Annotated in this window: 25 protein-coding genes and 2 pseudogenes; 15 read left to right on the top strand and 12 right to left on the bottom strand. The window is 60.5% G+C overall.

What is annotated here, in order from left to right; translation table 11 throughout:
• Positions 1 to 104: 104 nt before the first annotated feature.
• The 6 genes and pseudogenes from FJ978_RS01960 to FJ978_RS01935 form a co-directional block, all read right to left on the bottom strand.
• Positions 105 to 656 carry a DUF488 domain-containing protein gene (locus FJ978_RS01960; protein WP_140569913.1) on the bottom strand — a complete coding sequence of 184 codons (552 nt, stop codon included), beginning with the start codon at positions 654 to 656 and terminating at the stop codon, positions 105 to 107.
• Between the two features lie 497 nt (positions 657 to 1,153).
• Positions 1,154 to 1,270: pseudogene (locus tag FJ978_RS01955) on the bottom strand (GTP cyclohydrolase I FolE); the annotation flags it as partial.
• Positions 1,271 to 1,576: 306 nt separating this feature from the next.
• Positions 1,577 to 3,595, bottom strand: a complete 2,019-nt coding sequence (locus FJ978_RS01950) for a hydantoinase/oxoprolinase family protein (protein WP_140569705.1) — start codon at positions 3,593 to 3,595, stop codon at positions 1,577 to 1,579.
• Positions 3,596 to 3,599: 4 nt separating this feature from the next.
• The gene (fdxA, locus tag FJ978_RS01945; protein ID WP_140569704.1) at positions 3,600 to 3,938 is read right to left on the bottom strand and encodes a ferredoxin FdxA; all 339 of its coding nucleotides are present in this window, start codon (positions 3,936 to 3,938) and stop codon (positions 3,600 to 3,602) included.
• 10 nt (positions 3,939 to 3,948) lie between these two features.
• Positions 3,949 to 4,641 (bottom strand): CBS domain-containing protein, encoded by a 693-nt coding sequence (locus FJ978_RS01940; RefSeq protein ID WP_140569702.1) that lies wholly within the window; start codon positions 4,639 to 4,641, stop codon positions 3,949 to 3,951.
• 11 nt (positions 4,642 to 4,652) lie between these two features.
• Complete coding sequence (locus FJ978_RS01935; protein ID WP_140569700.1) at positions 4,653 to 5,174, bottom strand: hypothetical protein; 522 nt, start codon at positions 5,172 to 5,174, stop codon at positions 4,653 to 4,655.
• Positions 5,175 to 5,489: 315 nt separating this feature from the next.
• Here FJ978_RS01935 and FJ978_RS01930 point away from each other — a divergent pair, with 315 nt between their 5' ends.
• The 8 genes from FJ978_RS01930 (at position 5,490) to mnhG (ending at position 12,438) form a co-directional block, all read left to right on the top strand.
• On the top strand, positions 5,490 to 5,789 hold the full coding sequence (locus FJ978_RS01930; RefSeq protein WP_140569699.1) for an XRE family transcriptional regulator: 300 nt from the start codon (positions 5,490 to 5,492) through the stop codon (positions 5,787 to 5,789).
• Between the two features lie 90 nt (positions 5,790 to 5,879).
• Positions 5,880 to 6,086: a hypothetical protein gene (locus FJ978_RS01925; RefSeq protein WP_140569697.1), complete on the top strand. Its 207-nt coding sequence runs from the start codon at positions 5,880 to 5,882 to the stop codon at positions 6,084 to 6,086.
• A gap of 306 nt (positions 6,087 to 6,392) precedes the next feature.
• Positions 6,393 to 9,311: a monovalent cation/H+ antiporter subunit A gene (locus FJ978_RS01920; protein WP_140569696.1), complete on the top strand. Its 2,919-nt coding sequence runs from the start codon at positions 6,393 to 6,395 to the stop codon at positions 9,309 to 9,311.
• On the top strand, positions 9,311 to 9,652 hold the full coding sequence (locus tag FJ978_RS01915) for a Na+/H+ antiporter subunit C (protein WP_140569694.1): 342 nt from the start codon (positions 9,311 to 9,313) through the stop codon (positions 9,650 to 9,652). The genes FJ978_RS01920 and FJ978_RS01915 overlap by 1 nt, the downstream gene beginning before the upstream one ends.
• Entirely contained in the window at positions 9,652 to 11,292 is a 1,641-nt protein-coding gene (locus FJ978_RS01910) for a monovalent cation/H+ antiporter subunit D (protein ID WP_140569692.1), read from the top strand. Before FJ978_RS01915 ends, FJ978_RS01910 begins: the two co-directional genes overlap by 1 nt.
• Positions 11,289 to 11,774, top strand: coding sequence for a Na+/H+ antiporter subunit E (locus FJ978_RS01905; RefSeq protein ID WP_140569690.1), 486 nt, complete (start codon positions 11,289 to 11,291; stop codon positions 11,772 to 11,774). The genes FJ978_RS01910 and FJ978_RS01905 overlap by 4 nt, the downstream gene beginning before the upstream one ends.
• Positions 11,771 to 12,052 carry a K+/H+ antiporter subunit F gene (locus tag FJ978_RS01900; protein WP_140569688.1) on the top strand — a complete coding sequence of 94 codons (282 nt, stop codon included), beginning with the start codon at positions 11,771 to 11,773 and terminating at the stop codon, positions 12,050 to 12,052. Before FJ978_RS01905 ends, FJ978_RS01900 begins: the two co-directional genes overlap by 4 nt.
• Positions 12,049 to 12,438 (top strand): monovalent cation/H(+) antiporter subunit G, encoded by a 390-nt coding sequence (mnhG, locus tag FJ978_RS01895; protein ID WP_140569685.1) that lies wholly within the window; start codon positions 12,049 to 12,051, stop codon positions 12,436 to 12,438. Before FJ978_RS01900 ends, mnhG begins: the two co-directional genes overlap by 4 nt.
• 7 nt (positions 12,439 to 12,445) lie before the next feature.
• Here the strand turns inward: mnhG and FJ978_RS01890 are convergent, their stop codons facing one another.
• Positions 12,446 to 13,303, bottom strand: coding sequence for a universal stress protein (locus FJ978_RS01890; protein WP_140569683.1), 858 nt, complete (start codon positions 13,301 to 13,303; stop codon positions 12,446 to 12,448).
• Between the two features lie 464 nt (positions 13,304 to 13,767).
• Between FJ978_RS01890 and rnk the strand changes: the two genes are divergently transcribed.
• From rnk to FJ978_RS33355, 3 genes are all read left to right on the top strand, one after another.
• Positions 13,768 to 14,232: a nucleoside diphosphate kinase regulator gene (rnk, locus tag FJ978_RS01885; protein WP_140569682.1), complete on the top strand. Its 465-nt coding sequence runs from the start codon at positions 13,768 to 13,770 to the stop codon at positions 14,230 to 14,232.
• A 161-nt stretch (positions 14,233 to 14,393) separates the two neighbouring features.
• Positions 14,394 to 14,957, top strand: a complete 564-nt coding sequence (locus FJ978_RS01880) for a nucleoside-diphosphate kinase (protein ID WP_140569680.1) — start codon at positions 14,394 to 14,396, stop codon at positions 14,955 to 14,957.
• A gap of 95 nt (positions 14,958 to 15,052) precedes the next feature.
• Complete coding sequence (locus FJ978_RS33355) at positions 15,053 to 15,181, top strand: hypothetical protein (protein WP_281406132.1); 129 nt, start codon at positions 15,053 to 15,055, stop codon at positions 15,179 to 15,181.
• Positions 15,182 to 15,255: 74 nt separating this feature from the next.
• Here FJ978_RS33355 and FJ978_RS01875 read toward each other — a convergent pair whose 3' ends face one another.
• Positions 15,256 to 16,101 carry a LysR family transcriptional regulator gene (locus tag FJ978_RS01875; RefSeq protein WP_140569678.1) on the bottom strand — a complete coding sequence of 282 codons (846 nt, stop codon included), beginning with the start codon at positions 16,099 to 16,101 and terminating at the stop codon, positions 15,256 to 15,258.
• Positions 16,102 to 16,220: 119 nt separating this feature from the next.
• On the opposite strand from FJ978_RS01875, the pseudogene FJ978_RS01870 reads away from it, so the two are divergent.
• The 4 genes and pseudogenes from FJ978_RS01870 to FJ978_RS33345 all read left to right on the top strand — a co-directional run bounded on the left by FJ978_RS01870 (position 16,221) and on the right by FJ978_RS33345 (position 19,261).
• A pseudogene (locus FJ978_RS01870) lies at positions 16,221 to 16,880 on the top strand (5-formyltetrahydrofolate cyclo-ligase).
• A gap of 102 nt (positions 16,881 to 16,982) precedes the next feature.
• On the top strand, positions 16,983 to 18,578 hold the full coding sequence (gene ctaD / locus FJ978_RS01865; RefSeq protein WP_140569676.1) for a cytochrome c oxidase subunit I: 1,596 nt from the start codon (positions 16,983 to 16,985) through the stop codon (positions 18,576 to 18,578).
• Between the two features lie 61 nt (positions 18,579 to 18,639).
• Entirely contained in the window at positions 18,640 to 18,972 is a 333-nt protein-coding gene (locus tag FJ978_RS33350) for a TIM44-like domain-containing protein (protein WP_140569674.1), read from the top strand.
• Positions 18,965 to 19,261, top strand: a complete 297-nt coding sequence (locus FJ978_RS33345) for a Tim44/TimA family putative adaptor protein (protein WP_140569672.1) — start codon at positions 18,965 to 18,967, stop codon at positions 19,259 to 19,261. Before FJ978_RS33350 ends, FJ978_RS33345 begins: the two co-directional genes overlap by 8 nt.
• Positions 19,262 to 19,370: 109 nt before the next feature.
• Here FJ978_RS33345 and FJ978_RS01850 read toward each other — a convergent pair whose 3' ends face one another.
• The 4 genes from FJ978_RS01850 to fsa form a co-directional block, all read right to left on the bottom strand.
• Complete coding sequence (locus tag FJ978_RS01850; RefSeq protein ID WP_140569671.1) at positions 19,371 to 20,192, bottom strand: universal stress protein; 822 nt, start codon at positions 20,190 to 20,192, stop codon at positions 19,371 to 19,373.
• 195 nt (positions 20,193 to 20,387) lie between these two features.
• Positions 20,388 to 20,684: a hypothetical protein gene (locus FJ978_RS01845; RefSeq protein ID WP_140569669.1), complete on the bottom strand. Its 297-nt coding sequence runs from the start codon at positions 20,682 to 20,684 to the stop codon at positions 20,388 to 20,390.
• 83 nt (positions 20,685 to 20,767) lie between these two features.
• Entirely contained in the window at positions 20,768 to 22,300 is a 1,533-nt protein-coding gene (locus tag FJ978_RS01840; RefSeq protein ID WP_140569667.1) for an FAD-dependent oxidoreductase, read from the bottom strand.
• A gap of 262 nt (positions 22,301 to 22,562) precedes the next feature.
• On the bottom strand, positions 22,563 to 23,219 hold the full coding sequence (gene fsa, locus FJ978_RS01835) for a fructose-6-phosphate aldolase (protein WP_140569666.1): 657 nt from the start codon (positions 23,217 to 23,219) through the stop codon (positions 22,563 to 22,565).
• Positions 23,220 to 23,249: the final 30 nt, after the last annotated feature.

Here is a 23,249-nt window from a genome sequence, read left to right as displayed (position 1 = left end):
ATCACTTGCGTGAAATCCTGACAAGGGCGCAGACGATCATCGACCACGCCTTTGGGACACCGGAGGCAAACTGAGCCGGCCGCACCGCTGGCAATGATCGATGTTTAGTTCCCAAGGAAATGCTCCCCGGGATAAACGATCGTTCTATCCTCGCGCACGACAGCGCCGGGCGTCAGGCTGGCCTCCTCGACATGACCTGCCCCGAGGATGTGCATGACGTGTTCGCCTTCTCCGAGCAGGTAGTCGGCAATGATGCGGCGGTGGCAGCGCCACCAGACCGCTTCCGCACACATGACTGCGCAGCGACGCTCACTGCCAAGCTCTCTCAGTTGCGCCAAGCCTTTGGCGAACGGCTCCGTCAGCGCATAGTCGGCGTAGTTGCGAAAGCTATTTACGCGCCAATAGCTATTGGGGGAAGGCACCGGCCCACGCGCCTTGCCCCGCAAGCCGCCGAGCGCAGCGATATGCTCATAGCCGATCCGCCACGGCGCCAACGTTATGGGAAGGCTGTCTTCGTTGAACTGCGGATTGGTGCGAGAGCGCGGCATCGACCTTACATCGACAACGAAATCGACGCGAGACGCCTGAAGCAGTTCGGCGAACTCGACGATCGTTCGCGTGGAATGGCCAATGGTGAAGAAGGTGTTCGTTTTGATTCCAATCTGACGGCGCTCGGCGACCCTGGCCAGTTCGGCGCGGGTCGGGGTTCGTTTTCCAACGCCATAGTCAATCCGGCAAAGCTATAGTAACTCACCACAGCGTCGATAGTGCGGATTTTGAAACCATGCGTTCTGGAAATTGCGTGGGAACGACCGAACGAAACCCGGCAAAATGCTTGCTCCTGAACGCCCGGCAGTTTCCGGTTTGTCGCTGTGGGAGATAACGCACGCACTAAATTGAGTGCTTGTGCTGCCTAGCTGCGTAACGACACCCGAAAGATCGGAACCGCCCGCGGCGATTCAGGATTCGGTGTTGCTAGCAACCCGCTCAACAAATCGCATCTCTGGGAGTAGGTAACGGGGCGATCCGACCAACGGACAAGCGACGGCAGGACGAGAAGTCGGTGCTGCCATCAGTCCCCCCTAAAATTTCCGCACGAAAGGCAGTGTCAACGCGTGCAAGACGTTTGAATCGTCACATTCCGCTATGAGAATTCGATAAGTCCGGACAGGGCCGGATCGTCGCCAGCCCATAAGATCAGAGTCCTGACCGCCGCCTCTGCATCGGAGCGCGTCGGGCGCGCGCGGGCGACTGGCCTAAGCTCTCTCACTGAATTTCCCCCGGCGGCTGCCGGCGCGGCGTCTTCGATGCCGTCTAGAATTTGCGATTGTAGGCACATCGATCTCTCCAGTTCCATGCTCTAAACCATTGGATGGGGTTTGCGAGGATTGGTTCCCGAAAGCACGACACAGGCAGGAAAGCTTGCCGACCGTGGAAACTGCCCCAACCTCTGCGGAGTAATGTCTCACAGTATTCTTGGCTATATCTGGCGCCAGATCTGCATCGTCTCCGTGACCGTTGAAGCGCTCCAACGCTCGTACATGCGGCCATAGCTGCAGCGCGGCAATGATCTGCGTCACGACGCGATACGCGGCCGCCCGGTGGCTGTCGCGACGACGATGGCTTCGACGAAAGTGCGTTCGCCTTCGATTGTAGCAACCCTTATGTCCCGTGCGATCTCGATCCGAGCCTGGTCGGTTCCGGCGCGCTCGGCAAGGCCTGCCGCCAAGGCAAAAATGTGGGCCTCGGCGGCAGCCATCGCTTCGTCCTCGGTGTCATAGTCATCCAACCGCTCGCCTGAATTCAGACGGAAAAGGCCGATCTCGGGTTGGCTGACGCGCGCTTCAGCCGACATCCTCACTTGCCCGACGACGGCACCCAGCGCATTCGCGACATCTGCGTGTTCAGCGATGCTGCAGTCATTGCCGATCAATTGCGGTAGACCGGCATAATGGAGCGTGGCAGAGGCCCCCAGGCCGATTACCGGCCGGTCGAGTGCGATCGACAGCCGCGCCATGCCGCCTCGCCGGCCAATCGCCCGCTGAACCAGCGGATTGGCAACGGATACGCCGCCATCCAGCCCATCCTCGGCAAAGACTGTTTCAAGAAGTGCTTCGGCAGAACGCCGGGTAACGGCGGCGAGAACCATCTCGGAAAAAGTTTCTGCGTCTTTGGCGACTTGATGCCCCTGGCCATCACGCTTGCGCGAGAACAATTCGGCGCCCAGTCGAGCCGCGACAGGATCCCAATTCCCCTGACGGCCGAGCACATGGGCCGCATCGGATGGCGTGAAGCCCGCGATATGCACCAGACCACGCGCAACCAAGCGATTGAGTGTTGCGACCTGTGATGTCGATACGAGCAGCCGATCGAGCGCAGCGGGAATTGCCGAAATGTCGGCATAGAGCCGCGCCTCGGTAACTGTCAGGCCCGCAGCCAGACGCTCGGGCACTCCTGTGCGCAACGCGAAGCGGCCATCCAGCCGGCTGGTGTTAGGGCTGAGCAATTGGCGCTTGAGTACTTTATATATGGCATGGCCGTGCTTCACCGCGGCCAGCGCCAGTGGCACGAGCCGACGGGGTCCGAGAACGATCGTCGAAGTCAGCGACCGCTCATGGAGCGAGACTTCCGAATCTCCGCCGAGGCCAAAGGTGCGCATGGCGACGGCTTCCACCATGGTTCGCATTGCGCCGACGGTAGCGCCTTCCGAGTCGAGCCGCAGGCGACCGCCGTCGAGAACGGCTATGTCGGTGGTGGTGCCGCCGATGTCGGACACCACTGCGTCATCGATGCCGGTCATGTACCGCGCCCCCACCAGGCTTGCCGCTGGTCCTGACAGGATGGTCTCGATCGGCCGGGCGCGGGCGAATTCAGCGGTGACAAGCGCGCCGTCGCCGCGCACGACCATGAGCGGAGCGACGATCCCGCGTCTTGCCAGAAAGCCCTCCGTGGCGTCGACAAGGCGATCGATCATCGAGATCAACCGGGCATTGAGAAGCGTGGTCAGCGCCCGACGCGGGCCGCCGAGTTTCGACGACAATTCGTGCGAACAGGTCACCGGAAGACCGGTACGCTCGCGGATGACATCGCGCACTGCAACTTCATGTTCGGGATTGCGAACGGCAAAATAGGAGGCCACGGCAACGCCGGAAACCGTGCTAGCGAGCGACGGCAGCGCAGCCACGAGAGCGTCCAGCACCAGCTGACGCGGATCGCCGTGGACGTCGTGCCCGCCCGGGCAGAAGATCACGGGATCGGAGCCGAGAGCCTTTGACAATCCGTTCCGGGCAAGGTCGGCTTCAGCGAAGCCGATCATCACCAGCGCGACCCGTCCGCCCTGCCCTTCGACGAGGGCGTTGGTCGCGAGCGTGGTCGACATGGAGACGAGCTTGATCGCGCCGGGTTCGATGGCAGCCTCGGATAAAACAGCGTCGACGGCACCGCCGATGCCCTCGGCAAGATCGTGCCGTGTGGTCAGCGATTTGGCCTTGGCCACGATACCGGTGAATTCCGACCACAGCACCGCATCGGTGTACGTGCCGCCGGTGTCGATGCCCAGACAAAGAGGCGACGGCTCCTGCGCATGTCCGTTCATGTGATCAGTCGCCCTGCCCCGGTTCCGGCGAGAAATATTTCGCGAGCTTGTTCGCTTCGCCGTCGAACGCCTTGGCGTCGGCGGGTGGATCGCGCTTGATCGCAATATTAGGCCATACAGACGCGTACTCCGCATTCAGCGCGAGCCAATCGTCGAGACCAGGTACGGTATCGGGAAAAATGGCCTTCGCCGGGCATTCGGGCTCGCACACGCCGCAGTCGATGCATTCGTCGGGGTGGATGACGAGCATGTTCTCGCCCTCGTAGAAACAGTCCACAGGACAGACTTCAACGCAGTCCATGTATTTGCATCTGATGCAATTGTCAGTGACCACGAACGTCATTCCGTGGCCTTCAGACCAAACCGTAGGTCATATCGAGGGGAATGCGATGGTCGTCGATAGCAAGTACGCCAGCGGTGTTTTCGGCCAGGACGATCGAGGCTTTCCTCTCCTGCTCCGACATGTACGTTCCCCACAGGGTGACCACGCCGTTGTTCACGCTCACCTCCGAAGTCGAGGGCCACGATTCGGATCGCAAGGCGTCGACAATCTCCATCCTGATGCTGCTGTCGTCGTGCAAGGCCGGAGCGCGCCAGCCTTTCCTGGCGACGACCAGCGCCCGCACCAGATTGGCGCGACTGACGATCCCCACCACCTGTCCGTCGCGAAGCACCGGAACTCGCTTGATCCGATTGCGTTCAAGCAGGGTTGCGATCTCGGCGACTGGCGTGCTCTCGACCACTGTCGCAACCCGCTGTGTCATGACGTCGGTCACATGCTCGGAATGAGACTTGACATAGCCTTCCGCCTGAGCCGCGTTGTTGGTGAACAAATGAAGCCACCAGGAACGAGCCTGCGGCACCGTGCCGATCTCCGCCCGGCGGATCAGATCTCCTTCGCTGACGATGCCCAGCAGCGCACCTCGATCAATCACCGGCACGGCGCTGATCCCGTGCGACAGGAGAATATCGGCGACCTCATCCATCGTACTGTCAGGCCCTACCGCAATGACAGGTGACGTCATGACGTCCTTGGCGATCAGCATTTCGTTCTCCTTCACCTGTCTGCGGGCGGCAGAACCGGCGGCAAGGTCGTTCCAGAGCCTTGCCCGTCGCCAGCATGGAGGTGGACCGCGCGATAGAACTCCCTCGCATGGAAAGCATAGGCTTCCAGATTGGTCGGATCGCCAGCGAACAGCCCCATATCCTTGGCTTTCCGGAAGAACCAGGGAGCGGGCAGACCGGGCTCGAGCGCCTTCACGGCAACAGCTGCAAGCAACGGCTGGCCTTCGCCCGCATCGTCGTCCATCAGTTGTTCGAGCGCATCCCGGATCACCCCTGTTGCGTCCGAACCGACCATGCTCTCGGCCAGTCTTGCATAGGTGATCGGCAGCCGGGTCTGTGCTTGCAGGAGCAGTTCCTCTCGCAGCCGTCTTTTGAGGGCATTGTCATCCACGAGAGCGATCGGGCCGCGGCCATCTACATCGAGGCGGCTGGCAGATCCCATTCGCCCTACTACATGACGCTGGATGTCCCTGCCGGAAAGTATTCTGCCGAAATCATATTCAAGCCTGTCCATTATGATCATCGCCGAGCCCAAGGTGCCCCTCGTGGGATACGCCAAGAACTCCCCTGGCGTTGAGACTGCTGGCTGGCACCGAATGAGTCAATTTCGTTACGCACGAGCTTCACTCGTCCTTACCTGCAAGACAAACGAAATTTATTGCCGCTTTAGCACAATTATTCTGCATGATAATTGGATTGCGGCGCGTAGCATGGCCCTTCCCTTTTGCAATTCGATATGCACTTTTGATTGGATTGAGCCATCGACTCCGGGAATGCGGCTTTCAGCAAGCGGCGATTTCGGCCTCGAAAGCGAGCAGGAGATTTTACGATGATCACTGGTGCTCAATGCCGTGCTGCTCGCGCGCTGGTCGAATGGTCCCGTGACAAACTCTCCAGCAATTCAGGCGTGGATGCCTTGGTCATCGAGGAATTCGAGCGCCGGATCAACCTTCCCGACCAGGATATCTGCGACAAGCTGCAAACCGCGCTTGAAAACGCCGGCGCCGTTTTCATCGCGGAGAATGGCGGCGGTGTCGGCGTTCGCCTGAAACTCAACCGCTCGGAAGTCAGACGAATTGGCGTCCTGGAAAATGAAGGCGGCATCGTCGGAACGGACGCCGTTCCATAGGTTTTCGGAGCCCGATGGGATCGGCGTCCCGGTCCGCTGCTGGGCAGTTCCGATCCCGCTTGGCTGGGCAGGCGCAAGAAAGAGTCCTTCATGACGGTTATCTGGGACGATCTCACCGAGGACGAGCAAACGGCGCTCAAACGAATGAACCGCGGACCTTACCCATCTCTATCGGAAGCCTTGGCCCAACGCCTTGTCTTGCTCGGACTGGCGGAAGAAAGACCGGGCGGGACCGGGATAAACAGGGCCGGAAGAGAACTGGTGATAGCCACCTTGCTTGGCGCCCGCCACGACTAGGCGTGCGTCAAACGGATCGGATGGCAGCTGGCGACCGGGCAGCTGACGGCATGCCGGAAGCAGCCGAACGCCACCTTTCTCGGAGAGTCCCCGGCGGGGCTCCCAGCACGGTACAGTGCTTGACACGCGAATCCCTGGTCGTTTTCAGCGAGTCCTCCAAGCTGCTCCTGCCTCGAGTTGACTGGCCTCGCGTGGCGCCCGGTTGCTAAGGGAGAACGCACCAATCAATGCCTTGCCCAACTTCATCGGAGAACCATAATGGGCGAGCCAGGCATGGTTTTCTCCACTGACATTGGGCAGCAATAGATGACAGACGACACGGCGCTGATACTGATGATCGTCCTGCCTTTCGCAGGCAGCCTTGCCGCTATCATACTCCCGACAAACGCCCGCAGCGCTGCAGCGATCCTCGCCGGCGCAGTGGCTTTTATCTGTCTGGGTCTGGCGGTCATGTTTTATCCCTCCGTACTGGATCGAGGTGTGGTGAGCAGCGATATCGAATGGCTTCCGACGCTTGGCCTTGATTTCACTTTGCGGATGGACGGATTTGCCTGGCTGTTCGCCATGCTCATAAGCGGCATCGGCTTTCTCGTCGTCATTTATGCGCGCTACTACATGGCGCCGGAAGATCCCGTTCCCAGGTTCTTTTCGTTCTTTCTTGCGTTCATGGGATCGATGCTCGGGGTCGTCATTTCCGGAAACTTGATCCTGCTGGTCGTATTCTGGGAACTGACCAGCATCTTTTCCTTCCTGCTGATCGGCTATTGGCATCACAATGCAAATGCACGCGATGGCGCGCGCATGGCGCTAACCATCACCGGAATCGGCGGTCTTGGATTGCTCGGCGGTGTCCTGCTGATCGGCCATATCGTTGGAAGCTACGACCTCGAACGTGTTTTGGCCTCGGACGACCTTATCCGCTCCCACGATCTCTATGTGCCCACCCTGCTTCTTGTGCTCCTCGGGGCGTTCACCAAGAGCGCGCAGTTTCCGTTCCATTTCTGGCTGCCCAACGCGATGGCTGCACCGACCCCGGTCTCGGCCTACCTGCACTCAGCGACCATGGTGAAGGCCGGCGTGTTCCTGTTGGCGCGCCTGTGGCCGGTGCTTGCGGGGACATACGAATGGTTCTGGATCGTCGGCTTCGCCGGCATGATGTCTTTCGTTTTGGGAGCTTATTTTGCGATCTTCCAGCGGGACATCAAGGGTTTGCTCGCCTACTCGACCATCAGCCATCTCGGCCTGATTACACTTCTGCTCAGCCTCGGTAGCCCGTTGGGGGCCGTCGCCGCCATCTTCCACATGATGAACCACGCCACGTTCAAAGCCTCGTTGTTCATGGCCGCCGGTATCATCGACCATGAGACCGGAACGCGCGACATGCAGCGGCTGGGCGGGCTTTTCCGCTTCATGCCCTACACCGCAACGCTCGCCATGGTGGCAAGCGCGGCAATGGCTGGCGTCCCCCTCCTCAACGGATTTCTCTCCAAGGAAATGTTCTTCGCCGAGGCGATCGAAACGCACGCCGATTCCATTCTCGATACCGCAGCGCCTTATGCAGCCGTCCTGGGCAGCGCTTTCGCGGTTGCCTACTCGGCACGGTTCATCCACAGCGTGTTTTTCGGGCGGCTGCCGGCTGATCTGCCTCGCGAACCTCACGAACCGCCGTTTTTCATGCGGTTTCCGATCCAACTTCTTGTGCTCGCCTGTCTCCTGGTTGGCACCGTTCCCGGCCTAACCATCGGTCCGTTCCTCCACACCGCCGTCACCTCCGTCCTAGGACCCGCGACGCCACAGTACAGTCTGGCTATCTGGCACGGGTTCACAATTCCTCTGTTCATGAGTGTGTTGGCGCTTGCCGGTGGCGCAATCCTTTATCTGCTGCTGAAGGACTATCTGGCGCGCTGCGAGGACGGCCCCCCCTACTTCCGCCGTCTCAGGGGCCAGCGCGTCTTCGAGCGCGTGTTGGTGGTGGTTTCGTGGAGAGGTGCCCGCTTCCTGGAAAGGTTTCTCGGAACGCGGCGGCTCCAGCCGCAACTTCGCTTGCTGGTCGTCGTGGCCTTCATCGCCGCCGCTTGGCCACTCTACAGGCTAGGTTTCGGTCCTGGTCGGCTGACAGCCCAAGGTGTCGACCTCACCTTCGCCGGCATCTGGGCAGTCGGCGTCGTGTGCGCCCTCGGCGCCGCGTGGCAAGCCAAGTTCCACCGGCTGTTCGCCCTTGTCCTGCTCGGCGGAGCCGGACTTGTCACCTGCATCACCTTCGTCTGGTTTTCCGCGCCAGACCTCGCGCTCACTCAACTGCTCGTGGAGGTGGTGACCACGGTTCTCATCCTTCTGGGATTGCGCTGGTTGCCCAAGCGATCGGCAGACGTCGCCCCCGGCCTGGTCACGACTGGCGCAAGACTACGTCGCCACCGCGATCTGGCCATTGCGGTGGTGTGCGGGACCGGCATGACCATTATCGCCTATGCGGTCATGACACGGATCCCGCCCGTCACTATCGCCGACTTCTTCCTGAAAAAGGCCTATTCGGAAGGAGGCGGCAAGAACGTCGTCAACGTCATCCTGGTGGACTTCCGGGGTTTCGACACGTTCGGCGAGATCACGGTTCTCGGCATCGTCGCCTTGACGGTGTTCGCCCTGCTTCGCCGGTTCCGGCCGGCGCCCGACAATATCGAATCCCCTGAACAGCAACGCCTCCAGAGGGCATTCGACGAAGCCAGGCCCGATCGCGAGGCGGGCGATACGGTGAGCGACTATTTGCTGATCCCGGCGGTAATCATGCAATGGCTGTTCCCGGTCATCATCGTGTTCGCCGCCTATCTGTTCATGCGCGGCCACGATCTCCCGGGCGGCGGCTTTGTCGCCGGAATCGCATTGGCCGCCGCCTTCATCTTGCAATATCTGGCGGCGGGCACACGCTGGGTTGAAGACAGGTTGCGGGTCCTGCCGGTGAACTGGATCGGCTTCGGCCTTCTCCTGGCGGCCCTCGTCGGGGCGGCCTCCTGGCTGTTCGGATACCCTTTCCTGACCTCGTATTCGCGCTATGTCGAATTGCCACTGATCGGTTCCGTGCCGGCGGCTACCGCGACCCTTTTCGATCTCGGCGTCTTTTCCCTCGTTCTTGGTGCGACCGTGCTGATGCTGGTTGCTCTCGCCCACCAGTCCATCCGCCGATTGCGTGCATACCGGATCGTCGCGCAAAGCAACGAGGAAATCGCGTAGTGGAGCTTGTCCTCGCCATCGGGATCGGCGTACTGACGGGGTCCGGCGTTTGGCTGTTACTTCGGCCGCGGACCTTTCAGGTCATCATCGGCCTGTCGCTCATCGGCTATGGGGTCAATCTGTTCATCTTCTCGATGGGCAGACTGAGGGTGAATACGCCACCCGTTCTCCAATCCGGAGCGGTGGTCAACCCAGGGGACTACGCCGATCCCATCCCGCAGGCGCTTGTTTTGACCGCGATCGTCATCGGCTTCGCGACAACGGCCCTGTTCCTCGTGGTGCTGCTCGTATCGCGCGGCCTGACGGGCAGCGACCATGTCGACGGCAGGGAGCCCAATTGATGGAAACGGCAGGTCATCTCATGATCATGCCGATCGTCCTGCCGCTCGCGGCAGGGGCCGTTCTGCTGCTGCTGGACGAGCGCCGCCATGTCGTCAAGGCAGTGATCAGCATCGTCTCGGCGCTTGCGCTGATGGTCATCGCCATCGCTCTGCTTCGCTCGGTCGACAATGCCTCTGCATCGTCAACAACCACCGACGTCTATCTGCTCGGCAATTGGCGGGCGCCATTCGGCATCGTGCTCGTGCTCGACAGGCTGTCCGCCCTGATGCTGGTTCTGACCAGCGTACTGGCGCTCGCTTCCCTGGCCTTCTCGCTGGCGCGCTGGCACAAGGGAGGGCCGCATTTCCATACGCTCTTCCAGTTTCTGCTGATGGGGCTGAACGGGGCGTTCCTCACCGGCGACCTGTTCAACCTGTTCGTCTTCTTCGAGGTGCTTCTGGCTGCATCCTATGGTCTCGTTCTGCATGGCTCGGGGCCGCTCCGCGTCAAGGCGGGCCTGCACTACATTGCAGTCAATCTCGCGGCTTCGTCGCTGTTTCTGATCGGGGTCAGCCTGATCTACGGCGTGACCGGCACACTGAACATGGCAGATCTTGCGCAGCGAATCCCGACGGTGCCGGCGCAGGATCGAATGCTGCTCGAAGCAGGCGCCGCCGTCCTCGGGGTCGCCTTCCTGGTCAAGGCGGGGATGTGGCCGCTGAGCTTCTGGCTGCCGGGCGCTTATTCGGCGGCAGCGGCCCCGGTCGCCGCGATCTTCGTGATCATGACCAAGGTCGGCTTCTATATCCTGCTGAGGCTTTCCCTGTTGCTGTTTGGCGCAGACGCCGGCGCCACAGCGGGCTTTGGCGACTCGTGGCTGTTGTTCGGCGGCATGGCCACCCTCGCCTTCGGCGCTATCGGCGTGTTGGCGTCGCAGGCAGTGGGCCGGCTCGCCGGCTTCAGCATCCTCGTCTCATCCGGCACACTGCTGGCCGCGATCGGGATGGCCGATGCGAGAGTCACAGCCGGAGCCCTCTTCTACATGGTCAGTTCAACCCTGACGATCGGCGCGTTCTTTCTCCTGATCGAGCTCATCGAGCGGGTGCAGGACCCAGCCGCGCATGTTCTATCGGTGACCATGGAAGCCTATGGCGACGACATGGAGGAGCAAGTGCCAGAGCAGGAGGAAGTCGGCCTTGCCATCCCCGGCACGCTGGCCGTTCTCGGCATCTGTTTCGCGGCATGCGGCCTCTTGCTCGCTGGCCTGCCACCGCTTTCGGGATTTGTCGGAAAGTTCGCGCTGCTGAGTGCGATGGTGCGCCCCGATGCGGTGGCGGGCGCCGGCCTAATCGCGGGCTCGACATGGATCCTGGTCGCGTTGCTGATCCTGTCCGGCCTCTGCGCCCTGATCGCCACGATGCGCGCTGGCATCCAGATTTTCTGGGCGCCGATCGAAGGCACCGTACCTCGCGTGCTGCTCCTGGAGATCGCGCCAGTAGCCTTCCTCCTGACGCTCTGCCTGTTGATGACGGTCCAGGGTGGACCGATGATGCGCTACATGGATGCGACCGCCCAATCGCTGCATTCGCCCGCGGACTACTTGCGAGATGTTCTGTCCACCCAGCCGATACCAGGGCCCAACGCGCCGAGGGACAAATGAGCGCTCTTCTGCCTTATCCGCTGCTGACAGCTTCGCTGCTCGCGATGTGGACACTGCTCAATGGGCTGTCCATCGGCCAGGTGTTTCTCGGCGTCGTGATCGCTCTCGCAGCGTCCTTGGCCATGGCAGCGCTTCAGCCCGCTAAACCAAAAATACGACGCTGGGACATGATCCCGCAATTGGTCCTGGTCGTCCTGGCGGACATTCTTCGCTCCAACATCGCCGTGACGGGGATCATCTTGGAAGGCGGGCGGCATACGCGAACATCCGGCTTCGTGATGATCCCGCTCGAACTGCGCGACCGGACTGGGTTGGCCGTACTCGCTTGCATCATCACCAGCACGCCCGGCACCGCCTGGGTCGAATATCACGCCGGCAGCGGCAGGCTTCGGATCCATGTTCTCGACCTGATCGACCAGCAGGCGTGGATCGACCTGATCAAGCAGCGTTATGAACGGCGGTTGATGGAGATTTTCGAATGAGCGGCGTCATAATCGCATGGTCCGTCACCATCGCTCAATTGCTTCTGGTCGCCGCCATGGCATGTGCTCTGCTGCGCCTCGTTCGGGGGCCGCGCGCGCAGGACCGGATCCTGAGCTTCGATGCGCTCTATGTCGGCGCCATGCTTCTCCTGCTGACCTTCGGCATCCGTGCCGGCAGCACGGTCTATTTCGAGGCTGCCCTGGTGATCGCGCTGCTCGGCTTTGTCTCGACCGTGGCGCTGGCGAAATTCCTTATGCGCGGCGAGGTAATAGAATGACCCCTGTCGCCGACCTGCCGGTCTGGGCTGCTCTGCTCACGGGGTTCTTCCTGATCCTGGGGTCGACGCTGACCCTGCTCGGGTCGGTCGGGCTCCTGAGGTTCAGAAGCTTTTACGAACGAATTCACGCCCCGACACTAGGGACCACCTGGGGAACGGGCGGTGTTCTGATCGCCTCGATCATCTTTCATTCCGTGCTTCAGTCGAAACCTGTCCTGCACGAGATACTGATCGCACTGTTCGTGACTGTCACGACACCAGTCTCGCTTATGCTCCTGGCGCGCGCGGCGCTTTACCGGGACCGCAGCGAAGGCAACGATGGCGTCCCGCCATTCGAGACGGCCGCGAAATCCCAAGACGAACAACCACGATCATCTGGCGCGTAGGCCACGATCAACTTCGGATCGGCGGCACCGCGAAAACATCCACGTCGACCGATCGCAGAACGCTTTCTGTCACGCTTCCCAGAAGTACCTTGATGAGACCCGAACGGCCATGCGTTCCGATCACCAGAAGGTCGGGCGCCACCTCCCTGATCGCCTCCATGATTGCTTCGACGGGGCCTGCTTCCTTGATACGCAGCGACCAGTTGTCGACGCCAAAGTCGTTCGCCTCCAGAAACGCGACCAGTTCCCTACCCGCCTGCAAACGTTCTGCCGCCACGTAGCGCGCTATCTCGTCCTTGCCTATTCCAGCATTTGACATTTTTCCCTTGGCGAACGCATCGAAACCATGGACCAGCGAAAGACTGGCGTCGCCTATCAGCCCACTTTCCCTCGCCATCCTGATTGCGCGCGCCGACGGGTCGGACATATCCACGGCGGCCATCACCTTTTTGTATGAATGCTCTACCTCAGCATTCACCATGAGCACCGGGAATGGTCCGGTTCGGATCACACGCTCGATGGTCGTTCCGACAAAAATATCGCGGAGCAACTGCTTGCGGTGCGCGCCCATGACAATGAGATCCGCCGAGCCCGCCGCGGCCGCCTTCAGAATGCCGTCGAACGGATCGCCAGCAACAACGGTGGACTTACAGGGGAGCCCCTGGAGTTCGGGGATCGAGACCATTTGTTGTTCAAGATATCGCTGTGCCTCACGTCTTTCGAGCTCGAGTATATCTGCGGGCTGGTCGTCGTCGACGACATGGACGAGCGTGAGTTCGGCGCTGAATTCCCTAGCCACTAGACCAGCTCGCCGCAATGCACGTTGTGAACGGGTGGAAAAATCTGTCGCGGCAAGGATTTTCATGGCAGCTCCTTGTTCCTCGTCCCTGAGATCATAACCGCCTATCGTTCAGCGGCCTTTCGCTGGTGATCCAGCTGACGATGCTATCGCTTATTCGAAGTGGCATCCTAGGCGGCGGCTCCACTGTGCTGCAAGGGCCGGAAATGCTTGATCGGCTTCTCTTGCCGCAGGCCTGGCGTCCGCGCGGCTTGACTTCGCAAATTACTTCCCCAACTATAGGTGTATGAGTACCGCTGCCAAAATCCGCCGTGATTTTCTTTTCCGGGTTTGCCCCATAGCGGGATCATAACCCCCGGCTCGGTTGCCATGCGCGCCCCGAGCCGAGGGGTGAACATGTAAAAATATTGGCGCAGGGTTGCATCAGTCCCTGCGGAATCGGCGCATTCAGCAACAAATTTTCGTCTCACTGAAAACCGTTGGCGACCCCTAGGCGGGTTCCGGACGCGAGGCAGAACATGAGTATTCAAATGCAAGACAACACGAAAATCCGGCGCAAGCCGAACATCCGCATCTCGAAGTCGGACCACGCGCGGCTATCGGCCCTCGCGAACACCGTTGCCGCCCGAACTCCGGAGGCGGCAGATGAGTTGTTCGCAGAGCTCGAGCGCGCCCGCATCGTCGCCGATGCCTGGGTCTCCGCCGGCACCGTCCGGATGGGTTCGACCGTGACTTTCAAACCCGACACCGGCGATCGGAAAACGGTCACGCTGGTTTTCCCCGGCGATGCGGACATCTCCGAAGGAAAGGTTTCAATCCTCACACCGATCGGCACAGCGCTGATCGGCCTCTCGGCTGGGCAGTCGATCATGTGGACCGCCCGGGACGGGCGTCGGCATGAATTGTTGGTGCTTGACGTGAGCCAGCCCGCTCCGGAAGGCGATGTCGCCGATCGGCGCGCGCCAGCGTCTTCAGCAGTTGCTGCGGGCGTCTAGACATGGGCGTTGCCATCCGTCTCTTCAATCACGCGGGCAGTCTGATCGCGGGAGCGTGACCCCTGGGCCGGCCTATCCTGGTCGGCGCAGGGGTAGCTTTCCACCATCCGATCAATTGCTTGTCGCCGGAAACCCTTCGTTGGTCCGGCTGGAGACGTGTCATGTCCACTATCGATAGTTGCCAACTGACCACCAAGGACTACACCATTCTTGAGGTGATGCGGGAGCGCCATCCGATCCACGACGAAACGTTCTCGACTATTCTCCAACGGAAGATTTCGAGCGCAGTCGTGATGTTTCGGGAAGACATCCCGGCAAACGTCGTCACGCTCAGCAGCCGCGTGGCCTATCGGGTAAACGACGGCCCTGCCGAAACCCGCATCGTCGCACATGACCACATGCGCGGTTTGGTTGGCATGCTGTTGCCTATCACCAATCCGCGCGGCCTGGCGCTGCTCGGTCTGGCCGAGGGTCAGTCCATTTCCATTCCGACCTCGGACGGCAGCCTTGAAACGCTGACTGTACATGAAGTGGTTTATCAGCCAGAAGCCGCAAGGCGCGAGAGGCTGAAGCTGGCGGGAGTTGCCGAGCCGTGGCCGCCGCGGCCGGGCGGGCCGGGTCTGCGCGTCGTCCATCGTTCCGATGAACCGCACGACGAAGCTCAGAACAAAGTCGCGGTGGTCTTCGATGCCGGGTTCGACGACCCGGGACCGTCGGCCGCCTGAGAACTCGACTGTCCCGAAGGCTTTGAAGGCGGGCGGAAAAGCGTTCCTTCGGGCCTTGCCTGTATCAATTGAGGCCGACAAAGTAGGGGCTGACTATGGATGACTACGACAACCAGAAGGGCGCCAAGCCTGAAGATGTGCGAGCCGCGTTGAGAGGCTGGGCATTCTTCGCCGTTCTAATGGTAGGAATCTTTGGCCTGGCCTACGCTTTGATCGAAAGATGATCCGACGAAGCCGACCGGCGTGTCGTTTCAGCCTTTGCGATCAAACGCCGTGGCTTCGCGCCGGGCAGCGGCGATCATTTCACCACTTGCTTCAGACCGCGCAGCGCCTCCTGCACGTCGGCTCGCGCCTCGTTTGCTTCGGGATACACTGCATAGGCCGGATAGGTGAATTCCGGCGCGCCTACTACCACCTCCAGTTGCCCGGCCTCAATATGGGGAGCTGCTGCGCCCCTGCGGAAATAACCCATTCCGCCGGCGCGCAAGATGTAGCTCAGCCCAAGCGGTCCCAGGCCGACCATCAATCCCGGCTCGCCGAAGGCAGAGGAACTGGCACCATGCTGGGCCGCAAACAGCGGCCCCCAGTCGACATAGACATAGTCCTTGGAGCCGCCGGGTTCCCCGTCTCGGTCCATGGTCCGGACCAGGACGAGTTGCTCCTCGACGAGAAGTTCCACCCTGAAACCCGGCAGCAGCTTCGGCGCATAGAGCACCGCGATGTCGAGGACCCCGGTCCTGAGTTGCTCGATCAGTTGGTCCGGTACGCCGACTTGGGCTTGGATGGCGATTTCGGGCCTGGCTTTCTTCATCCAGACCAGCCAATCGAGCAGCAGCGGGTTCCATAGGCTGAGTTCTCCGCCCAAGGCAACGACGCTTGTCCGTCCCGATGGGATGGCGAGCTGGTGTCGAGCGCGTTCCCATATCTGCACAAAGGACTGGGCGAACCGCTCGAACTCGCGACCCGCCGGCGTCAGTTGCGCACCGTTGCGGTTGCGAATGAAGAGCTGCCGTCCGAGCTCCTCCTCCAGCGTGCGTATGCGCGCGCTCACGGTGGTCTGCGTGACATGAAGGCGATCCGCGGCCTTCAGGAAGCTGCCCGAATGGACGATTTCAAGGAAAGTCCGTGCTCGATCAATGTCCACGGGCTCCTCCTATGAACGCAATAATTTTGCACTGATACAGCATTTAATTCCGTTTGCCTTCCTGTTTCCCGCGGAGCACGTTTTCACCAAACGTGTGGCGCACGGATACGGAGCTACCGATGGCCGAAAAGAGATACCCCGACACTGAAATCCACGAATACGCATCTCCGCCCTGCTATGCGCACGAGCTTTCGCCCGAGTATGGCGGGCATCCGGAGACTGCAGAATCCTGGAGCGAAATCCTGCGCTGGCGAAAGGCAGAGCGGCAGAGATTGATCGAGGAGCGCCTCGCTATCGATGTGATGAGAGGAAGGCCAGGTCGGACCGTATCGCTTCGAGCCTCGATCTTGCCATCGGCAAGGTCAGCGGACGCATCGTCAGCGGCTATTGGCCGTTCCGCGGCGAGCCGGACCTTCGCAACTGGTCGATCAAGATCATCGAGCGCGGCGGCAGGATAGCGCTTCCCGTTGTCATCAGGAAAGGCTGGCCGCTTGAGTTCCGGTCCTGGCGGCCGGGTGATCCGCTCGAGCGCGGCGTTTGGAACATCCTGGTTCCCTCACGTGCCTTCGGTCCTGCCGCATATCGTGATCGCTCCGGTGGTCGGCTTCGACGGCGCGAATTACCGCCTGGGATATGGCGGCGGCTTCTTCGACAGGACGCTCGCGGCTATGCAGAGGCGGCCGCTGGTTATCGGAGTTGGTTACGCGGGAAGCCGGCTCCGAACGATCCATCCGCAGCCTCACGACATCCCGATGGACGTAATCGTCACGGACGCCTGAAACACGAAGCAGGCAGCGCTTGGTTTTCCGGTTGCGACGGCGACTGAACGTCGCCCTCGTGGAAATCATCCTGCATGCCTGAATGAACGGCAGGAGAGCATAATGTCGAACCCAGCAACAACGTTCGATGACCACAAGCCCCGTTTTCTCGCCAGGTGGCTTTGGTCCACGAACCACAAGGATATCGGGACGCTTTATCTGCTGTTCTCGATCATGACGGGGGTCTTCGGCACCGCGCTTTCCGTGTTGATTCGCATCGAACTGCAGGAGCCGGGACTGCAGATATTCGGCGATCCGGCAGTCTACAACGTCGTCGTCAGCGCCCATGGGCTGGTGATGATCTTTTTCGTCCTCATGCCGGCGCTGATCGGCGGTTTCGGCAACTGGATGGTGCCGATCATGATCGGCGCGCCCGACATGGCGTTTCCGCGACTGAACAATATCTCGTTCTGGCTTCTGGTGATGGCGTTCATCCTCTTCATCACCTCGATGTTCGTTCCTGGAGCGCCCGGCACTCTCGGCCACGGCGGCGGCTGGACGCTCTATCCGCCGCTCTCGACCTCCGGCCAGCCCGGCCCCGCTGTCGACCTCGTCATTCTTTCGATCCATCTTGCGGGCGCTTCCTCAATCCTCGGCGCCATCAACTTCATCACCACAATCTTCAACATGCGCGCTCCTGGAATGACGATGCACAAGATGCCTCTGTTCGCCTGGTCGATGCTGGTCACTGCATTCATGCTTCTCATGTCGCTGCCGGTGCTCGCTGGCGCGATCACGATGCTGCTCACGGATCGCAACTTTGGCACGACTTTCTTCATCCCCGACGGCGGCGGTGATCCGATCCTTTACCAGCATCTGTTCTGGTTCTTCGGTCATCCCGAAGTCTACATCATGATTCTTCCCGGCTTTGGCATCATCAGCCATGTCATCTCGACCTTCGCCAAGAAGCCGATCTTCGGCTATATCGGCATGGCTTACGCCATGGTGGCAATCGGGGCGATCGGCTTTGTGGTGTGGGCACATCATATGTACACGACCGGGCTGTCGGTCGACACTCAGCGCTACTTCGCCTTCGCTTCGATGGTCATTGCCGTTCCGACCGGCGTGAAAGTGTTTTCGTGGCTGGCCACGATGTGGGGAGGATCGATCGAGTTCAAGACTCCGATGCTCTGGGCTGTCGGCTTCGTCCTCCTCTTCACCATCGGCGGCGTCACCGGCATCATGGTCGCCAGCCCCGGGATCGACCGCTCGTTGCACGACACCTATTTCGTGATCGCCCACTTCCACTATGTGCTGTCCTTGGGAGCCGTCTTCGCCATCTTCGCAGGCTTCTACTACTGGTTCCCGAAGATGACCGGCTACATGTACAATGAAAGGATGGGCAAGCTGCATTTCTGGCTGATGTTCGTCGGCGTGAACCTCGTCTTCTTCCCGCAGCATTTTCTCGGCATGGCCGGCATGCCGAGACGCTATGCTGACTACCCCGATGCTTTCGCCGGGTGGAATTTCGTGTCGTCGATCGGGGCTTACATTTCAACTGCCGGACTGGTCGTCTTCTTCATCACGGTGGCGGAAGCTTTCAGCCGCAGACGCCAGGCCACTGCCAATCCATGGGGCGAAGGCGCGACCACGCTCGAATGGCAACTGCCGTCGCCACCGCCCTTCCATCAGTGGGAGAAGCTGCCGCGCATTACCTAATCTTCGCTCCGGTTGGAGATCGGTGCCAGCTGTCGCTTCGACATATCGTCGGGAGAACGTCATGAACGAAACCACAGATCCAAACAGCCACATGCTGCTCTTGGGGATCGTCGCGTTTTATTGGGCCTTGCTGAGCACTTGGGGCCAAACCCAGCCGCGTCAAGGCAACGACAAGGCCAAGCGTGATGATGCGCCGACGGGCCAACGGAACGACAGTGACGAACGCAGGGCCTCCGCCGATATCTTCTTGGATGGGATTCGAAAGATCGACCCGGATTTCGACGTCGCCGCGTTTCTGGCTGGCGCCAAGACAGCCTATGAAACTATTCTGCGGGCCTATGCGGACAGTGACATCCAGACGTTGAAGCGGCCTAGTCGGGCCGGAAGTGCTTGATGCCTTCGAGCTAGCCATTTCGGAACGCCGGGACCGCAAGGAGACGCTGCATCTCACCTTCATCGGCACCAGCGAAGCAAAGATCGTCGATACCCTTGAGGAGGACGGCACCACTGAGATTGTGGTCCGATACGTTTCCGAGTTGGTGAGCGTTACACGCTCGGCCAACAACGAGATCGTCGCCGGCGATCCCGAGCAGATTGTTGAGGTGATCGACAAGTGGACGTTCGCCTGTGAAACCCAGTCAACGAAGCGAAATTGGATGTTGATCGCCACGTCAGGCGAGTAACGGGTATGTGCTCTTCCGGTAAGCCTGGCTGACAGCCTGGTCGCAGCTGCGCGGCATCCGCGGATGTGTCAGCTTGTGACCATGCGCGTCCACTATTCGAGTATCGCGATCAATTCGACATGACTCGGTTCAGTCGACCATTTTCAAGCAGTGAGCGTGTAGCACCGCCGAAGATCCATCCCCTGAACCTGCTGTGGCCGAAGGCGCCGGATATGATCAGATCGGCATGCATCGCGTCGGCGACATCGGCGATCGTTCCGCCATCGGATTTTTCCGGAAAAACGTCCGCCTTCGCCTTCACGCCGTGAAAGGAAAGTAAGGCAACAACATCGTCCAGACTATTCCAGGTTTCGTCGGTTGCGTCATTGTCGATCGTAATGACACGAACCTCCTGAGCCATTTGCAAAAAGGGCATGGCGTCAGTAACCGCGCGCCTGGCTTCACGCGTGTCCTTCCATCCGACAAGGATCTTGTCGATGCGGAAATTTTCCTGGTTGCTCGAGGCGACAAAGACTGGCCGTCCTGCTTGAAGGATCAGGCTGCCGAGATCGGTGGACCGATGGACGTTGCCAGAAGAGGCACCCTCGGGCGGTGCTGTGACGATGAGATCGGCCACACGCGCCGCGCTGATCAGCAAGCGGGTCGGATTGCCCACGGCCCCACGCCATTCCGTCTCAACCGTTGCGCCAGCAAGATCTTCGAATTCCGCGCGGAGGTCCTCAATTCGTCGCTCGATGTTCTTGCGGTGGCGCATCATGCTCTCTCCGTCGAAGGCCACTCCTCCTTCCATTACGAAGGGCGGCGGAACGTCGGCGGCCGAGAGACCGATCAGGCGCGCATCAAACCGCTGGGCCAGATCGACGCCAAGCTTGACTACAGGAGCGATCATACCGTCGATGTCGAGATTGAGAACGATTGACTTGTAGCCCATTGGGCGTTCCTTCCATGTTGGAGATGATGCCGGCTCGGCCAACGGGAAAACGTCAACAGACATCCTGCCGCGCAACGCGGCTTCACCGGCAACCCTCAAAGCTGGAGGTCTACCTGCGCAGTTTCAAAAAAGTCGATGATGAACGATCGTTGTGGTGAGAAGTGCGCCGGCCGGCTGATCGAGAACGTCCTCTCCCTACTCGAACATGATCCGAGCGGTACCTCTTTTGGCGATCAACAGTCTCCGAGCCTCCTGGATCCGCTCAGCCTGTTGTTTGGTATAGGGACCCATCGGCCGGGTCTTTTCATCGCCGCGACGGACCCGGCAGTACCAGCGGCCCCTGTCCGAAAAGATTTCGACCGAGGTCGGTGCATCGTTAGCAGCCTGTCTGGCGAGCTCGTCGATGAATTTCACGACCTTTGAATAGTGCTGGGCGGGCCCAACAGTGCGAAAACCGTCGGTGACGCCAAGTTCCTGATGCAGTGTGGACATAGTCGAACTCCTTTCAGTCACAACCACATTCCCGTTCGCCATTTTGACCGCCCTCTTCGGCCCGGATTGCCGCAGAGCGCTTGCTAGGCTATTTGGCGCTCTATCTCGGCCTCGGCCTCCAGGCTCTCTATGTCACGGAAGATCGAAGCGACTGCCAGCGTGCGCCCATCGCGCTTGAAGCGCAGCAGGCAGTCTCTGGCACCGATATCTCCCTCGACCGCGATCTCGTCCCATTGCCCAGCATGGCCGACATAGTTGATGGGCACGTCGTAGTGCTGGCTCCAGAAGAACGGCACAGCTGCGAATTTCTCGCGATGGCCGAGCATGTTCAGGGCCGCGGTTTGCCCCTGCCTCTCTGCAACCACCCAATGCTCGACCCGAATGTTCTCGCCAGTGTGAGAATCCGGCCACCGCGCAATGTCGCCGGCCGCGAATATGTCCGGTGCGCTCGTCTCCAGGAAGGCATTCACGGTGACGCCGCGGTCAAGGACGAGCCCCGCCTTTTCGGCAACCCCGGTTCGCGGCCGCACGCCGACGCCGACGACGACGAAATCCGCCGCCAACGTACCGCCGCTGCTAAGTTTCACCTTCCTGCCGTCGATGCTGGCCGGCGTGTTCTCAAGATGGAATACGACGCCCTTCTCCTCATGGAGTGCGCGGATGAAGTCGCCCATTTGCGGACCGAGGACCCGTTCCATGGGCCGTTTATCCGGCGCCACGACATGAACTTCGATATTGCGCGCGCGCAGGGCTGCGGCAACTTCCAGGCCGATGAAACTGGCGCCAAGCACGACGGCGCGGCGCGCGGTCGTCGCTCGCTCGACGATCGCCTTGCAATCTGCAAACGAGCGCAGCGTGTGAACGTGTGGCTGGTCGGCGCCGGGGATGGTCAGGCGGACAGGTTCGGCGCCGGTCGCAATCAGCAGCCTGTCGTAAGGGATCCTTCCTTCATCGATGAGGACGACCTCGCGGGAACGCAGGTTGATATCGACGGCCTTCGTATCGAGACGCAGGTCGATATTGTTTTTTGAATAGAATTTCTCGCCGCGGAGCGGGATCCAGTCCTCCGGGGTCTTTCCGGCGAGATAGTCCTTGGAGAGGTTGGGCCGGTCGACGGGTGGCGCATGGTCGTCGCTGATCATCACGATGCTGCCCTGGTACTGCTCCCGCCGCAGCATTTCGGCCGCCGCGAAACCAGCCGCGCCGCCGCCGACAATGACGATTTTCTCGGGGGGCCGGCCAGCGTCTCCGCCGCGCGGCTTCGGCGCCGTCCGTTTGAGTTTCTCGCCCACGAATATCCGCCCATCGCGCTGTTCCACCGACCAGCAAGCGAGTGGATTGAAGGCAGGCGCTCGCAAGGCTTCGCCTGTGCGCAAATCGAAGCAAGCATGATGCCACGGGCACCGAATGGTATCCGCCACCACAAGACCGTCACCAAGCGGTCCGCTATAATGTGTGCATGTCGCGCCGATGGCGAAGATCTCGGCCCCGCGGTGCACCAGCAACACCTGCTCATCGCCGCAATGGCCGACAAGCTTTCCGCCATCGGGAAGGTCGGACAGTGCGATCCCCTGGACCAGATCCGGTCCGTTTAATTTGGTATCAGCTTCAGCCATATCCTTCTCCTTGGCGATCCGGTGTCAAAATCGCTCGTGCGGCGAAGCGGCAATCCCACTACTTCGGGATACCTTCTGCCTGGCTAGTGCGCCTTTCAGATTCTCAGAGCCATCTGCGCCAACATTCCGACTGTGTGATGCATTGGGCTGAGTGGTTCCACACTGCAGTTTCCCGCTCTCGCGGATATCGTGCAAACGAATTTAATCGGTAATTAAGTGCAGTTTTCATGATGGCTTCGCTCGGAGATTCCACTGCGCCCAATTACAGGATTGCCTGCCCAGTCTTTCCCCAGTCGGCAAGAAAGGATTCGAGGCCCTTGTCGGTGAGTGGGTGCCTGGCGAGGCTTCTGAGTATCGCTGGCGGTACGGTCGCGATATCTGCGCCTGCGATCGCCGCCTGTTTGACATGGAGAGGGGTGCGAATTGAAGACGCCAGGATTTCCGTCGTGAAGGATTTGTCGTTGTCGTAGATCTTGCGGATTTCTCGGATCACCTCCATGCCGTCCAGACCAAGATCGTCGAGCCTGCCGACGAACGGCGAAATGAAGGTCGCGCCTGCCTTGGCTGCGAGCAGCGCCTGGTTGGCTGAAAAGCACAGGGTGGCATTGACTTTGTGGCCGAGCAGACTGAGAGCCCGGCAAGCCCTGAACCCTTCCCAGGTCGACGGCACCTTGACTGCCACGTTGGCGGCAATGCCGGCCAAAAGCTTTCCCTCGGCGACCATGCCGTCGAAATGGATCGCGGTGACTTCTGCTGAAACCGGACCCTCGATCGTCTGGCAAATCTCCTTGATCACATCCCTGATCGGTCGTCCGGTCTTTGCCACAAGCGACGGGTTTGTGGTCACCCCGTCGAGAACGCCAGCGGCGGCAAGATCACGAATTTCGGAAATATCGGCGGTATCGACGAAGAATTTCATAGTCTTCTCCTCTAAGGTGAGCGCCCATCG

Origin of the sequence: Mesorhizobium sp. B1-1-7, from assembly GCF_006442705.1 — a bacterium.
GTDB lineage: Bacteria > Pseudomonadota > Alphaproteobacteria > Rhizobiales > Rhizobiaceae > Mesorhizobium > Mesorhizobium opportunistum.
This window is presented reverse-complemented; position numbering and strand designations above follow the sequence as displayed.